The following is a 23,025-nucleotide window of genomic DNA, read 5'->3' on the forward strand; positions in this document are numbered from 1 at the left end:
TCATGGAAGAAAACAAAAAAAGTTGGTTCGGTCGAAATTGGATTTGGGCCGTGCCGTTAGGTGGTTGTCTCACAATTATTTTACTATTTGTATTTGGTATTGGTGCCTTGATCTTTGGAGTGTCTGAAGCGCTAACAGGATCTGAGCCCTATGAGTTGGCTATGGAAGAAGTATCGAAAAACGAATTAGTGATCGATGCTCTTGGTGAACCCATCGATACAGATGGTATGATGAACGGTTCACTAAATTTCTCTAACGGTGTCGGAAAAGCAGATTTCAATATTCCTATAAAGGGACCTAAGGGAGCGGGTAGAGTTTATGTTTTGGGTACTAAAGAGGATGATGAGTGGTCCTATGAAAAGCTATATGTTATCACTGATCAATCAGAAGAGCATATTGATTTGCTACCTGATTTACTCGAGAATCTCGAATGATTGTTCTATCACATCATAGATCTTGGTCATTTGCTCTTTGGTAATAATATATGGTGCTAAGATATAAATTGTGCTACCCAGAGGTCTTAAGAAAACACCATTTTTCATAAAAAACTTATATAGCCGATCTCTTAAGTTTCCATAGCGTGCCATTTCAACAGCTAAATCCAACGCAAAGATTACTCCTGTTTGTCGTACGCTTTTTACTTTTGGGTGTGATGCTATTCGTTGTCCAAATTGTCGATGCCAGCAAATTATATTTTTGATATTCTCTTGAATTTCAACCGACTTTAGTAATTCGATTCCCGCAATGGCGGCCGTACACGATAATGGATTTGCCGTATAAGTGTGTGCATGAAATAATCCTTTACCAATATCATCATCATAAAAAGCGTCAAATATTTTTTGGGTACAACTGGTTATTGCCATTGGAAGTAAGCCGGCGGTTAGTGCTTTTGACATGCAAATAACATCAGGCTTGTAGGTTAAATGATCAGATGCGAAATAAGTACCGGTTTTTCCAAAACCGGTCATCACTTCATCGGCAACAGTAATTACATCATTTTCTTTACACAGTTTAATTAAGGCATCAAGTCCTCTTGTATCATGCATTTTCATTGCTGCAGCACCTTGCACTATGGGTTCAAATACGAATCCTGCGATGTTTCCTTTTGCTATTAACTTTTTAAGGGCAGATAGAACCTCTTTATTGTTCTCCCCAATTGGAACAGGGATACGTTCGACATCAATAAAATACTCTTCAAACGGACCATTATAAACGGAAAGACCGGATACCGACATGGCACCAAACGTATCACCATGAAACCCTTCTTCAAAGGCTATTAAGATATTGCGCTTATTGCCTTTATTAAAATGATATTGTAATGCCATTTTAATGCCGATTTCAGTGGCGGTAGATCCATTGTCCGAAAAGAACAATTTTTCTTGATTATCTGGTAGAATATCAATTAGAGCTTCAGATAATCGAACAGCAGGCTCATGAGTAAACCCGCTAAAAACCACTTGGTCAAGCTGTTTCATTTGCTCGGTCACTCGACTGATTATAAACTTATTGCAATGGCCATAGACAGCAGTGTACCATGATGATATTCCATCGATGTATGCGTTGCCAGATTCATCAGTTAAAATGACTCCTTTAGCACTTTTTATTGCAAGCATTTCATCATACAACTTGTGTTGTACTAGTGGGTGCCAAATGTATTTTTTATCGCGTTTTGATATAGTCATAGAAAACCCCTCGACTTCCCTCGAGGCGACACTTAATGTTATAAATTTTTCAGATTTGATTTAAATCGTTCAGCATATTCCTTGATAACATTTTTATCAAAATAAGGCTCTTCATCAATGCGGCCTATAACGGGAACTTTGCCCATTTTTTTGATAATTGCTTCAGTTGTTGGATGTTCATCACCGCTAAAAATAATTCCAGCTACTTCATGACCTTTGCTTTTTAAGTATTCAATAGATAGTAATGTGTGATTAATACTTCCTAGATAATGACGGCTCACTAGCACTATTTTGTATTTAGGTAGTATGATATCGGCAATGGTCTGCTTATCATTTAAAGGCACAAGAAGCCCACCTGCACCTTCAATTACAAGTGTGTTACTTGTATTTGGGGTCTTAATATCTTTTAATATTATTCGAACGTTATCAATCTCGGCAGCTGCATGTGGGCTCATAGGAGTCTGCAATGCATAACTATTTGGATGAAAAACCGATTGATCGTTTGATATTAACTTCTCTATTTTGTGAGTATCAGAATTATCTAAATCCCCCGATTGAATCGGTTTCCAATAATCAGCCTTTAGCGATTCCACAATAATCGCTGAAGCAATGGTTTTGCCGACTTCGGTTGAAATTCCGGTAACGAAAATTTTTTGGCTGTTCATATCACAAAAATAACGAAGCCAAGTTTAGTTTCCGAAGTATTTACAATGCTTCTTTTAACAATGCCAAAACCTGTTTAATTTGGTCTTTAGTATTATAAGAATGAAGACAAAATCGAAGGCGCTCCTGATCTTTCGGAACAGTAGGAGAAAGAATAGGCTTCACATTAAAACCATTTTTTTGAAGGCTAATTGCCAATGCCTTAACGCTTTCGTTTCCAGGCACGATGGCGCAATGAATAGCTGAATTGCTAGGAATAAGATTTTCTGTTAAACCTAATGATGAGATTTGAGTTTTGAAATATTCGATGTTATTTCGAAGTTGTTGAATGTTGGAAGGCACCTGAACCTTAGTGCCTTTCACTGGTGAGAGAAGTACGTTGTTTTTTAAATGTTCGTATGCCATTAAAATAGTAGCTAACGAATGAGGTGGAAGTCCTGTAGTGTACATTAGACTTCGAGCAAAGTTAATCAGGTATGATTTTAGATCAGAAGACCCAATAATGGCAGCTCCATGACCACCTAATGCCTTACCAAAGGTAGCAATTCGTGCAAAAACATCCTTTTGTAAATTTAGTTGTTGCACTAATCCAGAACCATGGACACCAATAGCGTGTGCTTCATCGATGACCAACCGGCAGTTGTATTTTCTTGATATGTGAGCTAACGCTTTTAAGTCCGGTGTGTCTCCATCCATCGAAAAAACAGATTCGGTGACAATATAGATTTCATTTTGAGTAGATGCACTAACATCTTTTTGTATATAAGACCCTCGCTCCAAATGGCTCTGTATGTCTTCAAAATTGTTATGCCTAAACTTAAAACTTTTAGCATTACTCATTTTTATTCCATCTCTTATGCTGGCATGTATCAATTCATCATATAAAATAAGATCTCCTCTTTGTGGTACTGATGAAAAAAAACCAATGTTTGCATCGTACCCGCTATTAAATACAAGCGCGGCTTCCGACTCATGAAAATTGCAGAGTAGTTGCTCTACCTTTTGATAAAGTGAATGATTTCCTGATAGTAGTCGAGATCCAGTGGCACCGTTTTCAATGATTTCTTTATCTATCAGGTATTGATGAGTACTTTCAAAAATGGTAGCGTCCTTTGCGAGTCCTAGGTAGTCATTTGACGAAAAATCGATCAGATCAGATTGCTTTGGTAAGGAACGGATGGCATTTTCTTCATTTCTTTTATCTAGTTTTTTCCGTAGTTTTTTTGGCAGCATTTGGTAAAGATAACACCTTGTGCAGGTATTAAAAAATATCATTTTAAAATAAAAAATTATTGTTTATCAATAATTTTTATATATTTGGACAACTTTTCAACTAAAAATAAAAGTGATTTAACTATACAAAATTAGCTTTATGAAAATGTTTGGAAATAAATCAATTTCAAAGTTGTTGTACTTTGTAGCGCTGGGAGTTGTGATCATCAACGGATTGTTCATTGCTTTTATTGGCTATGCATTAGTATTTCAACAATTTGAGTTAACAGACAACAACAGATTCAAGATTAAAATCCCATTTATAGAAAGTTATGTAATGGGAGCTTTGGATTTAAAGACTGTTCTAGTACTTTTCTTATTTCTGGCTTACTACTTACTGTTTTTTCTGTTGCTGTCTCGCATTTTGAAGACCTTTAAATCTAAGGTCTTATTTACACATGGTACTATTAAAAAACTTGATCAGTTTACGTACATCAACTTGTTGTTTCCTGTTGCAACTTTTGTGGGTGTCCTCACCATTGGAGGGGGTGCTCTAAACGATGAGGTTGTATATGGAATGTTCCACGTGCTGATTGCGGTTTTCTCAGGATTTATTTCGGCAATCTTTAGACAAGGTTTTCGATTACAACAAGAAAATGATTTAACTATTTAAGTATGCCCATTATCGTAAATTTGGACGTGATGCTTGCTAGGCGGAAAATGAAAAGTAAAGATTTAGCGGAGATTGTTGGTATTACTACGGCCAATCTCTCTATATTAAAGTCAGGGAAAGCAAAAGCGATCAGGTTTTCAACTTTAGAGGCAATATGCAAAGCATTAGATTGCCAGCCTGCAGATATTCTTGAGTTTTCAAAGGATAACATCAGCTAACATCGTAGTATTGCGATATTACGATGAAAAAATAACGATTACCAAATTATTGTTTGTAGAAGTTTAAAGCTAAGACTACTTTTAAGCGTAAAATAAAAATGTATGTTTCGTTTTATTGGTCTTCTGTTGCTTATATCTCATTTTTCATTTGCTCAAGCCCCTGTGGTATACGAGGTTTCATTCCCGCATGCAGTAAATCATGAGGCAGAGATAACAGCAATTTTTAGAGATCTTCCTGCTGAAGATATTTCAGTAAGAATGAGTCGTACTTCGCCAGGGCGCTATGCATTGCACGAGTTTGCGAAAAATGTGTTTAATGTTCGAGCGTTAGATAGTAAAGGTAGTCCGCTTCTTATCACCAGACCCGACCCGTATCAATGGATCATTTCTGGGCATGATGGCGTTATTGAATTGTCTTATACGCTTTTCGCCAATAGGGCAGATGGTACCTATAGCCAAATTGATGAAACCCATGCTCACTTAAATATTCCAGCGACATTTATGTACGCCCCAGCATTGAGCAGTCGGGCTATTTTGATGTATTTTGATGTGCATGATGATCTTGGTTGGCGCGTGGCTACTCAACTTAAAAAGATCAGTGGCAACAAGTTCATGGCGCCTAACTTTTATTATTTCATGGATAGTCCGATTATGTTGAGCAATTTCTCAAAAAGGAGTTTTTTAGTTGGAAAAGGAAAGGAAATTCAAAAAATAAATTTTGTATTGCTACATCAAGGTTCAGAAACTGAACTTGATGAGTATTTTGAAAGTGTAAAGAAAATTGTTGCAGAAGAAGAAGCGGTTTTTGGAGAGCTTCCTAAATTCGATTTTGGTGAATATACTTTTTTGGCTAGTTATATGCCCAATGTGTCAGGGGATGGCATGGAGCATAGAAATAGTACTATTTTAACTTCAACCAGAAGTTTAGCCAAGGGGGGGATGAAACGAAATTTAGGGACGGTATCCCACGAGTTTTTCCATGCGTGGAATGTAGAGCGTATTCGACCAAAAAGTTTAGAGCCTTTTGATTTTGAAAATGCCAATATGAGTGGCGAGCTCTGGTTTGCTGAAGGTTTTACTAGCTACTATACCAATTTAATCTTATGTCGAGCAGGTTTACGAACACAAAAAGAATATATAGAGGGCTTAAGCGGTACGTTTAACTATGTTTGGAATTCACCAGCGTTGACATATTTTAACCCCATTGAAATGAGCTATCAGGCACCGTTTGTCGATGCGGCAACATCCGTTGATCCTGTAAATAGGGAAAATACCTTCATATCATATTATTCTTATGGAAGCATGCTTGGGCTGGCTTTGGATCTTTCCTTACGAACTAAAGGAAGTCTAGATCTTGATGGTTATATGAAAATGTTATGGAACCGCTTTGGTAAAAATGAACAACCATATACTATTCCTAATCTTCAACAAGGACTAGAACAATATGCAGGTAAAGAATTTGCTGATGCTTTTTTTAACAATTACATATATACGAGTGCTATGCCAGATTATCAAGCGCTTTTTAATTCAGTAGGAGTGAAGCTTGAGCAGAATAAAGAAGCACCAGGATTTGGCGCTAGGATTCGTATGGTAGATGATAAAGTAATAATATCGAGTAATCCGTATCAAGATCAAGCGGCCTATCGTGCAGGTTTGATTAAAGGTGATGAGCTGTTAAAAGTCAATGGCGAGTTAATAAGAGGCACTAATGCGGCAGAAATTTTCGGTTCATTCAAACCCGGTGATCAAATTTTGGTTGAGTTTGTTCGTTTTGGAAGAAACCAACAAGCAAGAGTACAATTAGACAAGGGATCGCGTTATGCGATACGATTGTTAGAGAATGCTGGAGGGAAACTAAGTAAAAAAGCATTGAAGAAAAGAGAGGCTTGGCTATCTTCAAAAGTGAAAATAAAATGATTTCATATTGCAAGGCATATACGGATAACGAACTGCACCAAATTTTGAGGCTTCAGTCTGAAAATTTGAAAGATCAGATTGATCAAAACAAACAATTATCCGATGGTTTCGTAACCTTAAAGCATGAATTTTCGCTTTTAAAGCGTATGAATGATGCCTGTCCTCATATAATTGCTAAGGATGAAGATCGTGTTGTTGGCTTTACTTTAAGTATGCTGGTCGATTTTAAAGAAGATATTCCGCTGTTAGACGGAATGTTTAAAATGGCTGATAGGCTTTTTCCTGACCGTAGATATTTGGTGATGGGACAGGTTTGTGTCGATGAGCACTATCGAGGTAAAGGTGTTTTTAGAGATTTGTATACCCATATGAGAGAGTGTTATCGAAATCAATACGACCCATTAATTACTATTGTGGCAAAACAAAATATTAGATCGTTAAACGCACATAAAGCAGTAGGTTTTAATGTTATTGAATCAAATGATGAGGTTGATTGGATGTTTATCGTTTGGGAATGGAACGAATGAGGAGATTTCAGGTATAAAGGGTTAAAAAGAAAAAATCCCAAACTCCTTGATTGGAATTTGGGATTTCATATTTTGAAAGTAGTTTTAACTTAATCAGCTAAAACAATAACCTTGTTATCTTTCATTTCAATGGTGCCTGACTGAATATTTAATGTCAATACCTTTGCATCGTTTGCAGAAGGAACAATAACATCTGGTAATTCATCAAAACTCTTATGTTCCTGACTGTGTACACGAACCTTTACCATACCTTCACCTAATAAAGAAACGATCGGTGCGTGATTTTCAAGCATTTCAAACTCACCATTAATACCAGGTACAACAACAGAGTCAACATTTGCGCTGAATAAAGTTGCTTCCGGCGATACGATTTCTAAATACATAATCTCAATTAATTACGCTTCTGCAAGCATTTTCTCTCCAGATTCGATAGCTTCTTCTATAGTACCTTTAAGGTTGAAAGCAGCTTCAGGAAGGTGATCTAACTCACCATCCATAATCATGTTGAATCCTTTGATTGTTTCTTTAATATCTACTAACACACCAGGGATACCAGTAAATTGCTCAGCTACATGGAATGGTTGCGATAAGAAACGCTGTACACGACGAGCACGTCCTACAGCAAGTTTATCATCTTCAGAAAGTTCCTCCATACCAAGAATTGCAATAATATCTTGTAATTCTTTATAGCGTTGTAGTAGCTCTTTTACGCGCTGTGCACAGTCGTAGTGCTCATCACCCAAAATATCTGCAGTTAAAATTCGTGATGTAGAATCTAAAGGGTCAACCGCAGGATAGATCCCAAGTTCAGCAATTTTACGCGAAAGTACAGTCGTTGCATCTAAGTGAGCAAAGGTTGTAGCAGGGGCCGGATCCGTTAAATCATCAGCTGGTACGTAAACCGCTTGTACTGATGTAATAGATCCTTTTTTAGTTGATGTAATGCGCTCTTGCATAGCACCCATCTCAGTTGCTAAGGTTGGCTGATAACCTACTGCTGATGGCATACGACCAAGAAGTGCCGAAACCTCAGAACCTGCTTGTGTAAAACGGAAGATGTTATCTACGAAGAAAAGAACATCTTTACCTTGACCGTCACCAGCACCATCACGGAAGTATTCCGCAATTGTTAAACCAGATAGTGCAACTCGAGCACGAGCTCCAGGAGGTTCGTTCATCTGACCGAAAACGAATGTCGCTTTAGATTCTTTCATAGCAGTTTTATCTACTTTAGAAAGATCCCATCCGCCTTCTTCCATACTGTGCGTAAAGTCGTCGCCGTATTTGATAATGCCTGACTCTAGCATTTCACGAAGTAAGTCGTTACCCTCACGAGTACGCTCACCTACACCTGCAAATACTGAAAGTCCACCGTGACCTTTAGCGATATTATTAATTAATTCTTGAATCAATACTGTCTTACCAACACCAGCACCACCGAATAAACCAATTTTACCACCTTTTGCATAAGGCTCGATCAAGTCGATCACTTTGATTCCGGTAAATAAAACTTCAGTAGAAGTTGATAATTCTTCAAAGGCAGGTGCTTCACGGTGAATAGGAAGTCCGTCTTTTCCAGCTTTGGGTAACGTTTCCATCCCATCAATAGGATCACCGATTACATTAAATAGTCGTCCGTATACATCGTCACCAATTGGCATTTGAATTGGAGCACCAGTAGCTACAACTTCAGTTCCACGACTTAATCCATCAGATGAATCCATTGCAATGGTTCTAACAGTATCTTCACCAATGTGAGATTGTACTTCTAGTACTAACTGCGAACCGTTTGGCATCGCGATTTCTAAGGAATCATAAATTTTTGGAAGTTCGGTGCCAGCTTCAAATTCTACATCGATAACCGGACCTACGATCTGTGCAACTTTTCCTGTAACTTTAGACATTACTATTCTGTATTTAAAAGTGTTGTTTTTTGTTGTCTAAAATTCAGATTTTAAAGGCAAAAAGCCTATCTGAATTTTGGCTGCAAAGATATGTTTTTATCTTAAAAAACAATAGCTACAATTTCCTTTTTTTTATTATGTTTTTTGAGCAATTAAAACGGCTATTTTTTCCGGATCATTTTTACAGGTTTTAAATGATTTTAAAAGTTTTATATCTTTAATAACTTGCAGTAACAACTAATAGAAAACGAATTTTTTGTCTATGGAGACCTATGCAACGGCTCTGAGCTATGCGATTCCTGGTTTTGCAATGCTCATTCTTCTTGAGTATGGGATCAGTGTACTTATGAAAAAGCAAGTTAACTACGGCCTAGATACTATTTCTAGTATTAGCTCTGGTCTTACAAATACCTTGAAAACTTTGATGGGTCTGACTGTGGTAATTGTGAGTTATGAGTGGATGGAATCTCATTTGGCCATATTTAGTATTAAATCGACCGTTTTGGTCTATATAGCTTGTTTTATTGGCCATGATTTTGCTGGTTACTGGTCTCACCGATTTAATCATACTATCAATGTATTCTGGAATAGGCATATTATTCACCATAGTAGTGAAGAGTTTAATCTAGCCTGTGCTTTGAGACAAAGTGTTTCGGCGGTGGTTGGAGTATATTTTTTCTTATATGTGCCAATGGCATTGCTAGGAATTCCTACCGAAGTGGTTGCAGTAGTAGCACCTATTCATTTTTTTGCCCAGTTTTGGTATCATACCAGGCTTATTAATAAAATGGGCTTTTTGGAATACATTATAGTAACACCCTCACACCATCGTGTGCATCATGCTATAAATGATGAGTATTTGGATAAAAATTATTCAGAGATATTCATTTTTTGGGATAAGCTTTTCGGTACTTTTCAGAAAGAGTTGGCTGATGTACCTCCTGTATATGGAGTTAAAAAACCCGTAAGAACTTGGAATCCGCTTCTAATCAATTTTATGCATCTATGGGGAATCGTCAAAGATGCTTGGAGAACTAAAAGTTGGAAGGATAAACTGCGAATTTGGTTTATGCCAACGGGCTGGAGACCGAAAGATGTAAAGATCAAATATCCGATTTCTATTGTAGACGATCCTTTTTCGATGGAAAAATACCGGACCTCAGGTTCCTTATTTTTTGTTCTGTGGGGATGGTTTCAGTTAGTATTCACATTAGTGCTGATGTACTTTTTGTTGATTAGCGTTGCTGATTTAAGTATGACACAAATTGTGTTATACGCATTGTTTTTAATGGTATCAATATTTGCTTATACTTCACTTATGGATCAACATATTTTAGCTTTATATGCTGAGATTATCAAGTTTTGTTTTGGGGTTTATTTGTTAATACAAGTTGATGGTTGGTTTGGACTAGATGCTATTGTTCCATTTGCTTCATATATAATTGGGCTGTATTTATCAATATCGTTATTTGTTACTGGCTATTTTTTATTAAACGAATTTAAGACAAGAAATTTAGCAACGACATAATATTATGTTTTGGCCGCTTTGGAAACAAAAAACCGTCTAAAAATACTTTTAGACGGTTTCTATGTTTTAAATGTTATAAGTTTTATTGAAGTGTCGGCGGAAAGTTAGTAGGTAAACTTCCAGCATCAGGCACTGCACCAGCTGCTATAAAGTTAGAGCCATAAGTAGCATCAATTGCTCGAAGCATTTCTTGTGCCGTCAAGCCATACCCTCTAGCTCCTGGATGCACACCATCCAGAGAAAAAGCACCACCTGTAACTAAACTACCGGTAAGAGTAAAATTACCAAAACCAACGCCGCCTACAGTTAATTGTCTAAGGGTAGCATTTGCATCGAAAAATGCAAGTCCTGCTTGATCTGCAGCAGCACGAATAACATCGTTGAAAGCAGCTGTTGCCGTTGCAATTTCTTCTTGTTCACTTGGTATTAATACCCATCTATCCGATAGTGGTATGGCCACACCGTTTACAGAAAGTGGATTATTAGGATCAGCTAATGTTCCAATAAAGCTTGATGCAGGTAGTATTAGCAAATCCTCAGCTGTTGCTTGGCGAATTTGCGGTAAAGCAGCAAAAGCTGGGTTAATTGCTCCAAGGTCGGTTAAGGTTTCATCTTCAATAACAACCGCATTCCCTTCTCCGGCAGTAAAACTTATTGTTCTACGATCAACTTCTTCTTGTGTTAATAAGCCAGTACCTGCTAATGCAGCTAATGCTTGTTGTAAACCACCATTATAGGCAGCATACGCTTGATTCACAGCACCAGCGGTTGCCTCATCTAAAGGCACTGGATTATGAGGTACGGTCGTGAAAAACGGGATACTTGTAACGTCAGCAATATTAGCTACGATCCCTTGCGCGCCGCCAGCGGTTAATGCACCAACTAAGGTATTATATGTAGCGGTAAAGCCAACACCAGGCATACCGTCTAGGGGTGTAATAGGATCGCTACCATCACCACCCGAAGTAGCGTAGCCTAGTACGTCGTTATTTCCAATCCATAATAAAAAGAAGCTTGGATTTTGAGCTAGTGCCAAATCTAAGGGAGAATTACCTGCAGCACCGTTCGTTATTCTTGCGAAATAAGGATTTGCGGTTCCCATAGGCACCCCTGCAAGTTCACCGTAATTAGGACCCAATAAATGAAAACTCTTTGCTCCCGGTATCCCTAAGTTATTAAAAGTCCCTGATGGGTTGTTTGTTGCAAGATCGGTTGTTGGCATTGCGTCTAAGCGTACCGGACCAGAACCATCAAAAAATAAGCGAGGTTCTTGTATTTGGTTTCCGCCAAGCAATAAGCCACCAATATTATCATTCATTAATGGTTGTGTGAAATCACCACCACCTGCTTTAGCAAATTGTTGCGCTAATTGGTTTGGTACAGAATTCTGCTGACCAGCAGCAAACAATGCTCCATCCATAAAGCCTGCAGTCAGTGAGTTACCGATCGCAACAAAGTTCGAAAAATCAGCTGAACCTGCTGAAACTTCTATTGCCTCAGCTTCTTCGATTTCTGTTCCTGTAGGTAGTAAGTCATCATTACATGCTACGAAACCTAATGCACCAAATGCAAGTGCTATATATTTTGAATTTTTGATTATCATAATGTATCTGATTTGGCTTAAAGATTATTGATTGTCCAAGAAATATAGAACTGAGACCCTACATTACCAGATCCTGGAGCGGTAATGTACTCATCGCCTAAGATATTTGAGCCCCCTACTTTAAATAGAGACTTTATGCTTGGTACAGTGTAGTTTATTTGTGCGTCAAGCAATGTTCTTGAAGGAATTACTGCGTTTGCAATACTGGCTTGCCAGAAATACTCGTCACTCCACCTTGCGTTGATGCCAAAACCAAAGTTGTCAAATAAGTTGGTGCTTCCCAAAGAAACCTTCACCTTATGCTCAGGAGTGTTAAATCCTGCCTTGAAACCTGGATCTGTACTTTGGTCGAAATCAAATTTTGCAAGTGTATAATTTAAACCAACATCAAATTTATCTAATAGTTTAGTGTTGATTCCAAATATTAAACCGTACGAAGAAACATCTGCTAACGAGTTAGTATATGTTTGAAATACTTGGAAATTGCCAGTAGCAATATCAGCAACACCGGTTGCATCTGTAGTGCTTCCGGTAACAGGAGTTACTACGTTACGCTGATTTATAAAACCATCATATATGTTGTAGTATGCATTTACGTCAACAGAAGTAACATCACCTAACTTACCACGATATCCAATATCAAAAGCGGTAACTTTTTCTGGCTGAACTAATCCCGTTGTTTCAGGAGTTAAAATGCCAGCATTTTGCTGCACTGCAAGTCCTTGTGCCTGTTCTAATGTAATGCCTGGGTTCGCTGCTAAAATTCCTGGAACAGCAGCTGCTACCGCTGCACTAAAGTCTTGAACTGAATTTAAGGAGTATGAATCAAAATAAACATCACGTCCTACAAGGTCAGTATTTGGTAATGGTCTGTCTAAGTTGTCAGGAGACGAACCTACTAAAGTGGCACGTCCTACATCGAAACCAATAAATAACGACTGTGTATCAGGATTTCTAAATCCTGTTTGGAACGATGCACGAATATTATGTTGCTTGTTTTCACCGGCAGAATATCCGATAGATAATCTTGGTGAAAAATTACCATCAAAAAACTGGTTTTTATCGTAACGCAGTGATCCTGTTAATCGCAATCTTTCATCTTCTCCGAATTTTTTTACACCTTGTACGTATGCACCATATTCATCATATTCGATTGGGCCATCAAAGTCAGTAAAGATAGTACCTTGAGAATTTAGTGAGTATTGTCTGTACGAAGCACCAACTTGCACATCGGCAGCATCATTTAATAAGCTAGAGAAATTATAATTACCCTCTGCATGATATACTTTTGTATTGTCTAAGAATTTTGATCCGGTTGAGATATCAGGATCAGAGGTAACCTGATCAAAAAGTCTTTGAAACTCAGGAGTTCCGGGTTGTGGTGTAAATGCGGCATCAGCGGCAACTCGTGCAGCTGCATGCGAATCGGCATCAGTAGCTCCCGCTAGAGTAGACTGTAAGTAAGCACCTGCGTAGGTTCCGAACCATTCAGTTGCGTTCACACGATTCATATTAATACCCGTAAAACGTAAATCATACGAGTCCTTCGCATCTTCAGAGGTAGTATATCCTCTTACGAAAAAATTATCACCTTTAATTTCTAACTTGTGTTGCTGTAAAATGAAATTTTTAAGCTGGTATCTATTGGCTCCTTGGTAAATGGTGTTTCCTTTACCTATTCGGGAATTCCAAATAACTTCAATATCGTTTGCGAATGGACGATAATGTAGTGCTGCATCAAACTTGATGCTCCTTGCGTCGTAGTCTGTAAGCTCCTGTTCAAGATAACCTGTTCTAGCTACATTTACTGCTGGCACAAGAGCACTAGCTCCTGCAGGAATTAAACCTTGAGCTTCCAGTAATTGCGCCACCCCACGCAGGTCTGTTCCCACTGCAGCAGTGCTAATTTCATCACCATAAATATTTAACCCATCATGATCTAAACGATCTGCTGATTTTTCAAATATTTCATCTGGTTCACCTATTCTTGTTCTTACATCAGAGTATTGTCTAGTGTCGGTAGCAAACCAGTCTGTACCTTGCAAGTAAGAGAAATTGGCCTTGGCAGCGAATCTTTCACTAAACTTTTTAGCCGCTCGAATACCAAAATCATAAAAATTATTGTCCCCAGCATCTTCAGAAGAAGTGATTCCGGTTTTAGCATATGCTTTAATTCCTTCATGATTAAAAGGATTTTTACTAGTCATAAACAAAATACCGTTAAAAGCATTTGCACCGTAAAGGGCAGAAGATGCTCCGGGTAATAGCTCAATACTATTTACGTCAAGCTCATTCATACCAACTAAGTTTCCTATAACGAAATTAAGTGCTGGTGATGAGTTGTCAATACCATCTAGAAGTTGTACAAAGCGAGTGTTTGCAAAGGTTGCAAAACCGCGAGTGTTAACCGATTTAAAGGTTAAACTACCCGTGTTAAGGTCGACACCTTTTAAGTTTTCTAACCCGTCATAAAAGTTAGCTGTAGCCGAGTTTTTGATTTCTGTAACCCCAACTCTTTCTACGGTTACAGGAGATTCAAAAAGACGTTCCGGAGTTCTGGAAGCCGACACTACAATTTCATCCAAAAGAGCAACATCTTCTTTTAGCTTAACAGTGATGTTTTGATTGTTCTGCGTAATTTGAACGGTTTGTGTTGCGAAACCGATACTGGATACTTGAATTTCAAAAGGGGGATTTTGATCGACTTTTAAACTAAAATTCCCATCAAAATCTGTTACCGCCCCTACAGCCTGACCTGTCAATTTGATATTTGCACCGGGAATGGGTTGATCATTTTCATCAACCACTTTTCCTGTTACATTTGTTTGTGCAAAACTTATTGCACAAAAAAGTAACAGGCATAAAGAAAAGAGTGTTCTCATATAAGTGTTATTGGTTACTTTGAATTTGCCACCCAATATACACTTTTTTGCCAAATGCTTAATATAACGTTAAGAAATTAACGTTATAGGATAAAAGTTACTCTACGGTTACAGATTTCGCAAGATTTCTAGGCTGGTCAACATTGCAATTTCTCATTACTGCAATATGATATGATAATAGCTGTAATGGTATGGTAGTCAGCAATGGAGAAAGTGCCTCTTCAGTTTCTGGTATTTCAATTACATGATCTGCAAGCCCTTTTACTTCTTTATCACCTTCAAAAACAACACCAATGATTTTTCCTTTACGAGACTTGATCTCTTGGATATTACTTACTACTTTTTCGTAGTGGCCTTTTCTAGTTGCGATAACAACGACAGGCATGTGCTCGTCAATCAAAGCAATGGGACCATGCTTCATTTCAGCGGCAGGATATCCTTCCGCATGTATATATGAAATTTCTTTGAGCTTTAAGGCGCCCTCGAGTGCTACTGGGAAGTTATAGCCACGCCCCAAATACAAACAATTCGGCGCATCTTTATAAATAGCAGCAATTTCTTTAATCAAGTCATCAGATTCTAATGCTTTTTCTATTTTTTCAGGAATAAGTTCTAACTCTAATAAATGCGTGCGATATTCACTGTTAGTTACGGTGCCTTTGGCTCTCGCCAGTCTTAGGGCAATTAAGGTTAGTACTGTTATCTGAGTCGTAAATGCTTTTGTTGATGCTACCCCGATTTCCGGTCCTGCATGGGTATAGGCACCAGCGTGTGTTTCTCTTGAGATAGAGGATCCAACGACATTACAGACCCCAAATACGAATGCTCCTTTAGACTTTGCAAGCTTAATGGCGGCCAAAGTATCTGCTGTCTCTCCCGATTGGGATATAGCAATCAGTACGTCTTTTTCCGTAATTATAGGGTCGCGATATCTAAATTCGGAAGCGTATTCTACTTCAACCGGTATTCTTGCGAAACTCTCAAAAATATATTCAGCAACTAAGCCAGCATGCCATGATGTACCACAAGCGACGATAAGTATACGATCAGCATTTAAGAACTTTTTCATATTGTCCTCAATACCAGTCATTTTAATAAGACCTTGTTCTCTCAACAAACGACCCCTGTACGTATCACGAATTGCTTTTGGTTGCTCGTAAATCTCTTTCAGCATGAAGTGGTCATAACCACCTTTTTCTATTTGTTCAATATTAAGACGTAGTTCTTGAATATAAGGATCAACTAAACTATCATCTTTAATTTTGCGAACCTTAACTTTTTTACCTCTTCTAACAACAGCAAGCTCTTCATCTTCTAAGTAAATCGCGTTTTTGGTAAACTCAATAAACGGAGTAGCATCTGACGCAATGAAAAATTCATCTTCTCCAACTCCAATGGCTAATGGGCTACCAAGCCGGGCAACTACTATCTCATTTGGTTTTGTCTTATCAAAAACAGCAATAGCGTAAGCACCTACAACTTCATTTAATGCGATTTGAACGGCTTTACCAAGTTTTACGCCTTCATTTTTCTTGATCTCTTCAATAAGATTAATTAAAACCTCTGTATCAGTATCAGATTTGAAAGTATATCCTCTTTTTATAAGCTCTTGTTTAATCGCATCATAATTTTCTATAATCCCATTATGAATGATTACTAGATTTCCTGAATTTGAGTAGTGTGGGTGGGAGTTTACATCATTTGGCACACCATGAGTAGCCCATCGGGTATGCCCAATCCCTAAACTTCCTTTTGCTTTAATTTCGTTCTCAGCACGCTCCTCGAGGTCGGCAACTTTGCCCTTGGTTTTGGCTAGTTGAACATCGTTTCCGTCATATAATGCAATTCCGGCACTGTCGTACCCTCTATACTCTAATCGTTTTAAACCATTAATAATGATAGGATATGCATCTCGATGACCTATATAACCAACTATACCACACATATGTAAATAAATAAGATTCGGTTCTTATTGTGATTCGCAACAAGAATTTAATTAATATAAGGTGCGAAATTGATTCATTTACCTAGCTACTAGAAAAAAACTCGATAAGTAGGCACTCATTATCGTTATTACACCATTAGTGAAATTAGCTATTCAGTAAAGATTTAATTTACTTCGCTGTAAAACAGTTCAAGTTTAGCTCGTTTGTTGGCAGGAACTGAAGAACTATTTCCAAAAAGAACAACACCAAAAGGGTTTACTACTGCTGCTTCTGGTGTAGAAATATCCTGATCGGAAAGCGGTCTTGAAATATTAATATTAGTAATGTCTGATGTTAGCGAGAGTCCAAGTTTTATATTGGTTGAATCTCTCCTAATCACATTGCTCAAATGCGATGTGATTCCGAATCGATAAAAGGGTCCGTCATCATCAGATTCATCTAAAATACCATCGTAAATACTTCGAGATGTGGCTCTTTCATTAGCTGCTGATGAGGAAGTTGGATCAATAAGATAATCAAACAATGTAGTGTCATTTTCAAGATCATATAGGTACAACCTTGGGGGTAAGGTATCTAAACTAGAAACTTGATCAACATAAAAAATCAGGTTGGCTTGATTTATTAACCAATCATTTGCCTTTAGCTGATCGAGTACTGGGGTATCCTCTTCATTCTCATCAAACAATTTCACTTGAGTCATCATACCTTGGCCACCTCTAATATATAATCTTTCGGGCTCCGTAGTGTCTGTAATGGCAGCGTCAATAGAAGGGTTTAGCTCGTCTTCAAAAACGTTAATTACATTTCCGCTTAAAGGAATTAAAAAGGTGTCTTGATCTTGTACTATAGTATCATCGCTAGGATCGTCTAGTGTATTGTTGGTGTCAATTTCATCAAATTCATATTCGATACGAATGTTGGCATTGGCAAAATCCAACAACATAAGCAAGTCTTCAGTATGTTGGGTGGTAATATAAATTCCGCGTAAATAATCGGTAAATTCACTATCGGTAGATAGAACACTAGTGCCTTCTGCGTTTAAAATACGTGTTTGTATAAAAGTTGAATCAAGTGGTACTCTAAGTCTAGGAGTTAAGCGCTCGTCAATCACTGTGTTGCCCTCGGCGTCTGGTTCAGGATTTTCAACTTCAATTTCTTCATCGTTTATAGAAGTTTCTCCTTCAAAAAGCACAGTACCGGTAAAGTCCGCAAAGATTGGAGTAGGATTAGTTGGTCCACCCATGACTTCTTCGGTAGACGTATAATATTGTTGTATTTGTTGGAAGTCATTATCAGGGTCTAAGCTTCTTAAAAAGAAGGTTAATTCCTCCACTTTCATATTGAATGGAACATTTTGATTTCCATAAATCGAATCTAATTCGTAGGTGCTGCCTTCATCAGAAGTCTCAGTGACTGTACTAAAAAAAGGAATATCTAAATAAGCATTTAATACACGTTCATTCTCATCTAAAGTAAGTGGGTCTGTATCGGCCGCATTGATGTCTTCTTGTTCCTGACTAAAATTACCAAAGCTAGGGTTGTAATTTGTTCCTGTTCCGGAAACTAATCTTAGTTGAGACGCTACTGTCGCAGTTCTTCTACCAAAAGTAGCATCTTGCCTAGTACCTAGTTGGTACAATGGTAAAAAATTACTTCGTACCGGACCTAATTTTGTATTTGTTAAAAACAGATCATTAATGGTCACACTTTCCACATTAAAATCACCCCCACCTATGACGTCAGCCCCTATTGTATTGAACTCTTGTTCGCAAGAACTAGACATTAATATAATAAGTACAAAACTAAATACCGTATAACCGGCATTGATTAATCGCTTCATTTAAATTGTTGTTTTCAGAAATTAGCTTGAGAAATACATGCTTGCGGACAAATGTAACTTTTTTGATCAGACAGAAAAGCTAAGGTCGTCTTAAAACTAGCTTAAAACTTTAGTCTGGTAAAATTCTGTATAAGCATCTGCGAATTCTTCCTTAGAAACGAATGGTAAAACAGGCTTGTCTAGTTGATCTATGTGGCTTTCAAGTTCACTAGGGAGGTTGTCACTTGCAATTACAACTGCATCAGAATGGTCTACTGCAACTTTCATAATATTAACATATGTAGGTGTTTCTAATGCGTCAGCACCTTCTACATTGTCAAATTTAACCTTGCTAAGCATTTCTGCATCCAAAGTGGTTTCAAAATCCTGCTCATAGACCGAAGTGACAATTTTACTATCAGCGAAAAGAGGCTCATCACCATAATACTTTTTTAAGTACAATGGTAACAAAGAAGCCATCCAACCATTAACGTGAATAATATCTGGTGCCCAGTTTAGTTTCTTGACTGTTTCTACAACACCTTTTGCAAAGAAAATAGCTCTTTCATCATTATCAGGGAACAGATTCCCATCTTCATCGGTAAGGGTAGCTTTACGCTTGAAGTATTCTTCATTGTCAATAAAATAGACTTGCATACGCTCTTTAGGTATCGAAGCTACTTTTATTATTAGCGGCATGTCCATGTCATTAATAACGAGGTTCATACCTGAAAGTCGAATAACCTCATGTAATTGATGCCTTCTCTCGTTTATATTACCAAAACGAGGCATGAATATTCGTATTTGTCCCCCTCTATCATTTACCATTTTTGGTGCCTCAAAAGACATCGATGATATTTCTGTTTCTGGCAAATATGGCACCACCTCTGATGACACGTACAATACCCTTTTATTCGTCATAAAATGCTCTCCTATTAGGTTATTTTAAAAAACACGCAAAATTACAAAAATTATGCAGATTAACGCCAAAATACTATGTTTGCAGGCTGTTTATTTTTAATTAGTACCATGGTCTTTACCGAAAAGTCAAAACTTAGCGCCTTTGTGGGCAATCAATCAAAGAATGATCAATCGGTAGGGTTAGTTCCTACGATGGGGGCTCTTCATAAAGGGCATCTCGCTCTAATACAGCAATCTACTTTAAATAATGCATTGACAATTGTCAGTATTTTTGTCAATCCGACGCAGTTTGATAACCCCACTGATTTGGTAAAATATCCAAGAACTTTAGATGAAGATGTCAAGCTGATAAAAAGCCTTAAAAAAAATGTAATTGTATATGCACCAACTCCAAATGATGTATATAATGGTAATGTTTCTTCACAAAAATTTGATTTCGATGGCTTAGAGAATGAAATGGAGGGAGAATTTAGAAATGGACATTTTGATGGAGTTGGAACCGTGGTTAAGCGCTTGCTTGAAATTGTAGAACCTGACAGAGCATATTTTGGAGAGAAGGATTTTCAGCAGCTACAGATCATCCGAAAACTGGTAAAAAAATACAAAATACCGGTAGAAATAGTAGGATGTCCAATAAGTAGAGAAGATAGCGGATTGGCAATGAGCTCAAGAAATAAAAGGCTTACCGAAGAAGAAAGGGAAAAATCCGCATTTATTTACAAAACACTAAGAGCGGCTAGGGCAAAATTTGGCACAGAAAGTGCTAATAAAGTAGTAGAGTGGGTTACAGAACAATTTGAAACTCATTCGTTTTTAAGACTTGAATATTTCAAGATCGCTGAGGTTTTGACATTAAAAAGTGTTAAAAGGAAAACAAAAAATAAAAAATACAGAGCCTTTATTGCAGTGTATGCAAATGACGTCCGACTAATAGACAATCTAGCCCTAAATTAATTAACTTTGCCCCATGCAAGTAACTGTTGTTAAATCAAAAATTCACCGTGTAAAAGTTACCGGTGCTGACCTTAATTATATCGGTAGTATCACTATTGATGAAGATTTAATGGATGCTGCCAATATTATTGAAGGAGAAAAAGTACAAATCGTGAACAATAATAATGGTGAGCGATTAGAAACCTATGCGATTCCGGGACCACGTAATAGTGGAGAAATCACCTTAAATGGCGCTGCTGCCCGAAAAGTTGCGGTTGGTGATGTACTTATCCTTATTTGTTATGGAATGATGGATATTGAAGAAGCAAAAAGTTTCAAACCGTCACTGGTTTTTCCTAATGAATCGAACAACAAGTTAAATTAACAGCTTGAATCCAAAACTCTCTAAAGCCTTACAAATTATCTTGCCTTTAGGCTTAGGGATATTTCTTATTTGGTACCAATACAATAAGTTTACACCAGAGCAGCTTGAAAAGGTTAAGTTCTACTTTAAAAGTGCTGACTATATGTGGGTAGTTTTAAGTGTTGTTTTAGCTTTATTAAGTCATTTTTCAAGAGCTTACCGGTGGAATTATATGTTAGAACCTTTAGGTTTTAAATCCAAACTTCCTAATAATATTATGGCTGTTGGAATAGCCTATTTAATGAATATGTTTATTCCAAGATCCGGCGAGGTTTCTAGGGCCTTAGTACTACAGCGATATGAAAAAGTTCCTTTTGAAAAGGGTTTTGGAACCATTATTGCCGAACGGGTTGCCGACTTTGTAATTCTATTAATTCTGGTAATTCTTGCTTTAGTACTTCAATACGATTTGTTAAGTGATTATATAATTACAAAAATTCCTCAAGAAAAATTAGTCTTAGCACTTGCAGTACTAGCTGTTCTAGCAATAGGCTTGGTTTTATTTTTTAGGTATAGCAACAACGCTATTTCTAATAAGATAAAGGAGTTTTTAATAGGCTTAAAGGAGGGCATTTTTAGCATTCTTAAGATGAAAAGCCTAGGGGGATTTTTGTTTCATACGTTGTTTATTTGGGCAATGTATGTTGGCATGTTTTATGTTTCAATTTTTGCCTTGCCAGAAACTTCAGGTATTAGTTTTTCAGCTATTATTGCTGCCTTTGTAGTAGGCAGTTTTGCAATCGCTTTTACAAATGGCGGATTTGGGTCATACCCATATCTAGTTGCTGCAATTTTATTATTGTATAATATTCCAGAATCTGCTGGTGTTGCCTTAGGTTGGATTATCTGGACTGCACAATTTGTGATGATATTGATTTTCGGAGGGATTTCATTTCTGATCCTGCCGTTCTATAACAGAAAAACCAAGCCGAAAAACGAAAGCTAACACCTATTGCTTTAGATTCTTGTCCGGTTTGTTCATTTATAGCTATCTTCAACGAACATTCTAACCTATTTATCATGAAAAAAATATTGATCCTTTTATTGGTGTGCTCTACATCAATGAACGCCCAAGTACTTAATGAAGAATTTAACTCGTACAAATTAGGCGAAACACGAAAAATTGATATTTATATACCCGAAAGTTACTCAGCAGAAGATAAGAAGACATATCCATTGGTAATTGTACTTGACGGTGATTACTTGTTCGATCTGGCAGTTTCAAACACAAAACTATATAGTTATTGGGAAGAAATGCCTGAAGCAATTGTGGTAGGCGTACAACAGGAAAATGTACGTATTGGTGATACTAAATATAATGATGATAGTGGTTTACCTGAAGAGCGTGGTGCTGCTTTTTTTGAATTTATAGCAATGGAGCTTGTTCCTTATATTACAAAAGGATATAAGACTGCCAATTTTAAAATGATAGTTGGTCATGATCGTACTGCAGCTTTTTTAAACTATTATTTATTCAAAGAGGACCCTATGTTTGATGCGTATGTAAGCCTAGCGCCAAAATTTGCTCCTTTTATGGAAGAGCGTCTAGCAGATAAACTAAATGGTACTGAAAAAAGACGCTTTTACTATCTGGCAACGGGCGAGAATGATGACAAACGAGGAAGAAAGGCAATAAAAGCTTTAAATGATAAGGTAAAGACATCTACTAATGAGAATTTGAGTTTTTACTTTGATGAATTTGCCAACGCTGGAGAAAATGCTGTAGCAGGATATGGTATTGCAAGCGCAATGGATCAAATTTTTGGAATGTACAAACCAATATCGGTTAAGGAATATCGCGAGAATATAGCCACGATGGAGAGCGATGTATTTAGCTACCTAGAAAAAAAATATAATGATATCGAAACCTTCTTTGGGTTTAGAAAGCAAACAACCATGAATGACATCATGGCCATCTATGCAGCAGCTAAGAAAAAAGAAGATTTAGAATCGCTTCAAAAATTAGGAGTGTTGGGTTTAAAAGAATATCCTGATACCATGTTGGGTCATTTCTTCGAGGCCGAATTTCATGAATTATCAGGTGAGCCTAAAAAGGCATTGCGCACCTACGAAAAAGCATTTGGGTCATCTGAGATTGATTTCTTAACTAAAGATTTGGTATTAGAACGGATAGATGCCCTCAAAGCGGATTTTGGGTATTGATATAAAAAGC

Annotated in this window: 20 protein-coding genes; 10 read left to right on the forward strand and 10 right to left on the reverse strand. The window is 37.4% G+C overall.

Going from position 1 to position 23,025, the window contains the following annotated elements:
- Positions 1-2 precede the first annotated feature (2 nt).
- Positions 3-434, forward strand: coding sequence for a cytochrome c oxidase assembly factor Coa1 family protein (locus ABN763_RS06425; RefSeq protein ID WP_410484614.1), 432 nt, complete (start codon positions 3-5; stop codon positions 432-434).
- Here ABN763_RS06425 and bioA read toward each other — a convergent pair.
- The 3 genes from bioA to ABN763_RS06440 are packed head-to-tail and all read right to left on the reverse strand — an operon-like array spanning position 414 to position 3,578.
- The gene (bioA, locus tag ABN763_RS06430) at positions 414-1,682 is read right to left on the reverse strand and encodes an adenosylmethionine--8-amino-7-oxononanoate transaminase (RefSeq protein WP_410484615.1); all 1,269 of its coding nucleotides are present in this window, start codon (positions 1,680-1,682) and stop codon (positions 414-416) included. The genes ABN763_RS06425 and bioA overlap by 21 nt on opposite strands.
- A 38-nt stretch (positions 1,683-1,720) precedes the next feature.
- Complete coding sequence (gene bioD / locus ABN763_RS06435) at positions 1,721-2,347, reverse strand: dethiobiotin synthase (protein ID WP_410484616.1); 627 nt, start codon at positions 2,345-2,347, stop codon at positions 1,721-1,723.
- A gap of 40 nt (positions 2,348-2,387) precedes the next feature.
- The gene (locus ABN763_RS06440; protein WP_410484617.1) at positions 2,388-3,578 is read right to left on the reverse strand and encodes an aminotransferase class I/II-fold pyridoxal phosphate-dependent enzyme; all 1,191 of its coding nucleotides are present in this window, start codon (positions 3,576-3,578) and stop codon (positions 2,388-2,390) included.
- A gap of 139 nt (positions 3,579-3,717) precedes the next feature.
- On the opposite strand from ABN763_RS06440, the gene ABN763_RS06445 reads away from it, so the two are divergent.
- From ABN763_RS06445 to ABN763_RS06460, 4 genes are all read left to right on the forward strand, one after another.
- Complete coding sequence (locus ABN763_RS06445) at positions 3,718-4,230, forward strand: DUF2975 domain-containing protein (protein WP_410484618.1); 513 nt, start codon at positions 3,718-3,720, stop codon at positions 4,228-4,230.
- A 2-nt stretch (positions 4,231-4,232) separates the two neighbouring features.
- The gene (locus ABN763_RS06450; RefSeq protein WP_410484619.1) at positions 4,233-4,448 is read left to right on the forward strand and encodes a helix-turn-helix domain-containing protein; all 216 of its coding nucleotides are present in this window, start codon (positions 4,233-4,235) and stop codon (positions 4,446-4,448) included.
- Positions 4,449-4,550: 102 nt separating this feature from the next.
- A complete protein-coding gene (locus ABN763_RS06455) occupies positions 4,551-6,365 on the forward strand; it encodes a M61 family metallopeptidase (protein ID WP_410484620.1) in 1,815 nt (604 codons plus the stop codon).
- Positions 6,362-6,892, forward strand: a complete 531-nt coding sequence (locus tag ABN763_RS06460) for a GNAT family N-acetyltransferase (protein ID WP_410484621.1) — start codon at positions 6,362-6,364, stop codon at positions 6,890-6,892. The genes ABN763_RS06455 and ABN763_RS06460 overlap by 4 nt, the downstream gene beginning before the upstream one ends.
- 89 nt (positions 6,893-6,981) lie before the next feature.
- Here ABN763_RS06460 and ABN763_RS06465 read toward each other — a convergent pair whose 3' ends face one another.
- Positions 6,982-7,275, reverse strand: a complete 294-nt coding sequence (locus ABN763_RS06465; protein WP_410484622.1) for a F0F1 ATP synthase subunit epsilon — start codon at positions 7,273-7,275, stop codon at positions 6,982-6,984.
- A 12-nt stretch (positions 7,276-7,287) separates the two neighbouring features.
- Entirely contained in the window at positions 7,288-8,796 is a 1,509-nt protein-coding gene (gene atpD, locus ABN763_RS06470; protein WP_410484623.1) for a F0F1 ATP synthase subunit beta, read from the reverse strand.
- A 262-nt stretch (positions 8,797-9,058) separates the two neighbouring features.
- On the opposite strand from atpD, the gene ABN763_RS06475 reads away from it, so the two are divergent.
- Entirely contained in the window at positions 9,059-10,324 is a 1,266-nt protein-coding gene (locus ABN763_RS06475) for a sterol desaturase family protein (protein ID WP_410484624.1), read from the forward strand.
- An 82-nt stretch (positions 10,325-10,406) separates the two neighbouring features.
- Here the strand turns inward: ABN763_RS06475 and ABN763_RS06480 are convergent, their stop codons facing one another.
- The 5 genes from ABN763_RS06480 to ABN763_RS06500 all read right to left on the reverse strand — a co-directional run bounded on the left by ABN763_RS06480 (position 10,407) and on the right by ABN763_RS06500 (position 19,495).
- Entirely contained in the window at positions 10,407-11,927 is a 1,521-nt protein-coding gene (locus ABN763_RS06480) for a G-D-S-L family lipolytic protein (RefSeq protein WP_410484625.1), read from the reverse strand.
- A 17-nt stretch (positions 11,928-11,944) separates the two neighbouring features.
- Positions 11,945-14,809, reverse strand: coding sequence for a TonB-dependent receptor (locus ABN763_RS06485; RefSeq protein ID WP_410484626.1), 2,865 nt, complete (start codon positions 14,807-14,809; stop codon positions 11,945-11,947).
- A gap of 97 nt (positions 14,810-14,906) precedes the next feature.
- Positions 14,907-16,754: a glutamine--fructose-6-phosphate transaminase (isomerizing) gene (gene glmS, locus ABN763_RS06490; protein ID WP_410484627.1), complete on the reverse strand. Its 1,848-nt coding sequence runs from the start codon at positions 16,752-16,754 to the stop codon at positions 14,907-14,909.
- A gap of 164 nt (positions 16,755-16,918) precedes the next feature.
- Positions 16,919-18,595 carry a DUF4270 domain-containing protein gene (locus ABN763_RS06495; RefSeq protein ID WP_410484628.1) on the reverse strand — a complete coding sequence of 559 codons (1,677 nt, stop codon included), beginning with the start codon at positions 18,593-18,595 and terminating at the stop codon, positions 16,919-16,921.
- Between the two features lie 96 nt (positions 18,596-18,691).
- Complete coding sequence (locus tag ABN763_RS06500; RefSeq protein WP_410484629.1) at positions 18,692-19,495, reverse strand: glycogen/starch synthase; 804 nt, start codon at positions 19,493-19,495, stop codon at positions 18,692-18,694.
- Between the two features lie 108 nt (positions 19,496-19,603).
- Here ABN763_RS06500 and panC point away from each other — a divergent pair, with 108 nt between their 5' ends.
- The 4 genes from panC to ABN763_RS06520 all read left to right on the forward strand — a co-directional run bounded on the left by panC (position 19,604) and on the right by ABN763_RS06520 (position 23,015).
- Complete coding sequence (gene panC / locus ABN763_RS06505) at positions 19,604-20,449, forward strand: pantoate--beta-alanine ligase (protein WP_410484630.1); 846 nt, start codon at positions 19,604-19,606, stop codon at positions 20,447-20,449.
- Between the two features lie 13 nt (positions 20,450-20,462).
- Positions 20,463-20,813, forward strand: a complete 351-nt coding sequence (gene panD / locus ABN763_RS06510; RefSeq protein ID WP_410484631.1) for an aspartate 1-decarboxylase — start codon at positions 20,463-20,465, stop codon at positions 20,811-20,813.
- Positions 20,814-20,817: 4 nt separating this feature from the next.
- Positions 20,818-21,798, forward strand: a complete 981-nt coding sequence (locus ABN763_RS06515; RefSeq protein ID WP_410484632.1) for a lysylphosphatidylglycerol synthase transmembrane domain-containing protein — start codon at positions 20,818-20,820, stop codon at positions 21,796-21,798.
- A 74-nt stretch (positions 21,799-21,872) separates the two neighbouring features.
- On the forward strand, positions 21,873-23,015 hold the full coding sequence (locus ABN763_RS06520) for an alpha/beta hydrolase (protein WP_410484633.1): 1,143 nt from the start codon (positions 21,873-21,875) through the stop codon (positions 23,013-23,015).
- Positions 23,016-23,025: the final 10 nt, after the last annotated feature.

Source organism: Spongiivirga sp. MCCC 1A20706 (genome assembly GCF_046524175.1).
Lineage (GTDB): Bacteria > Bacteroidota > Bacteroidia > Flavobacteriales > Flavobacteriaceae > Spongiivirga.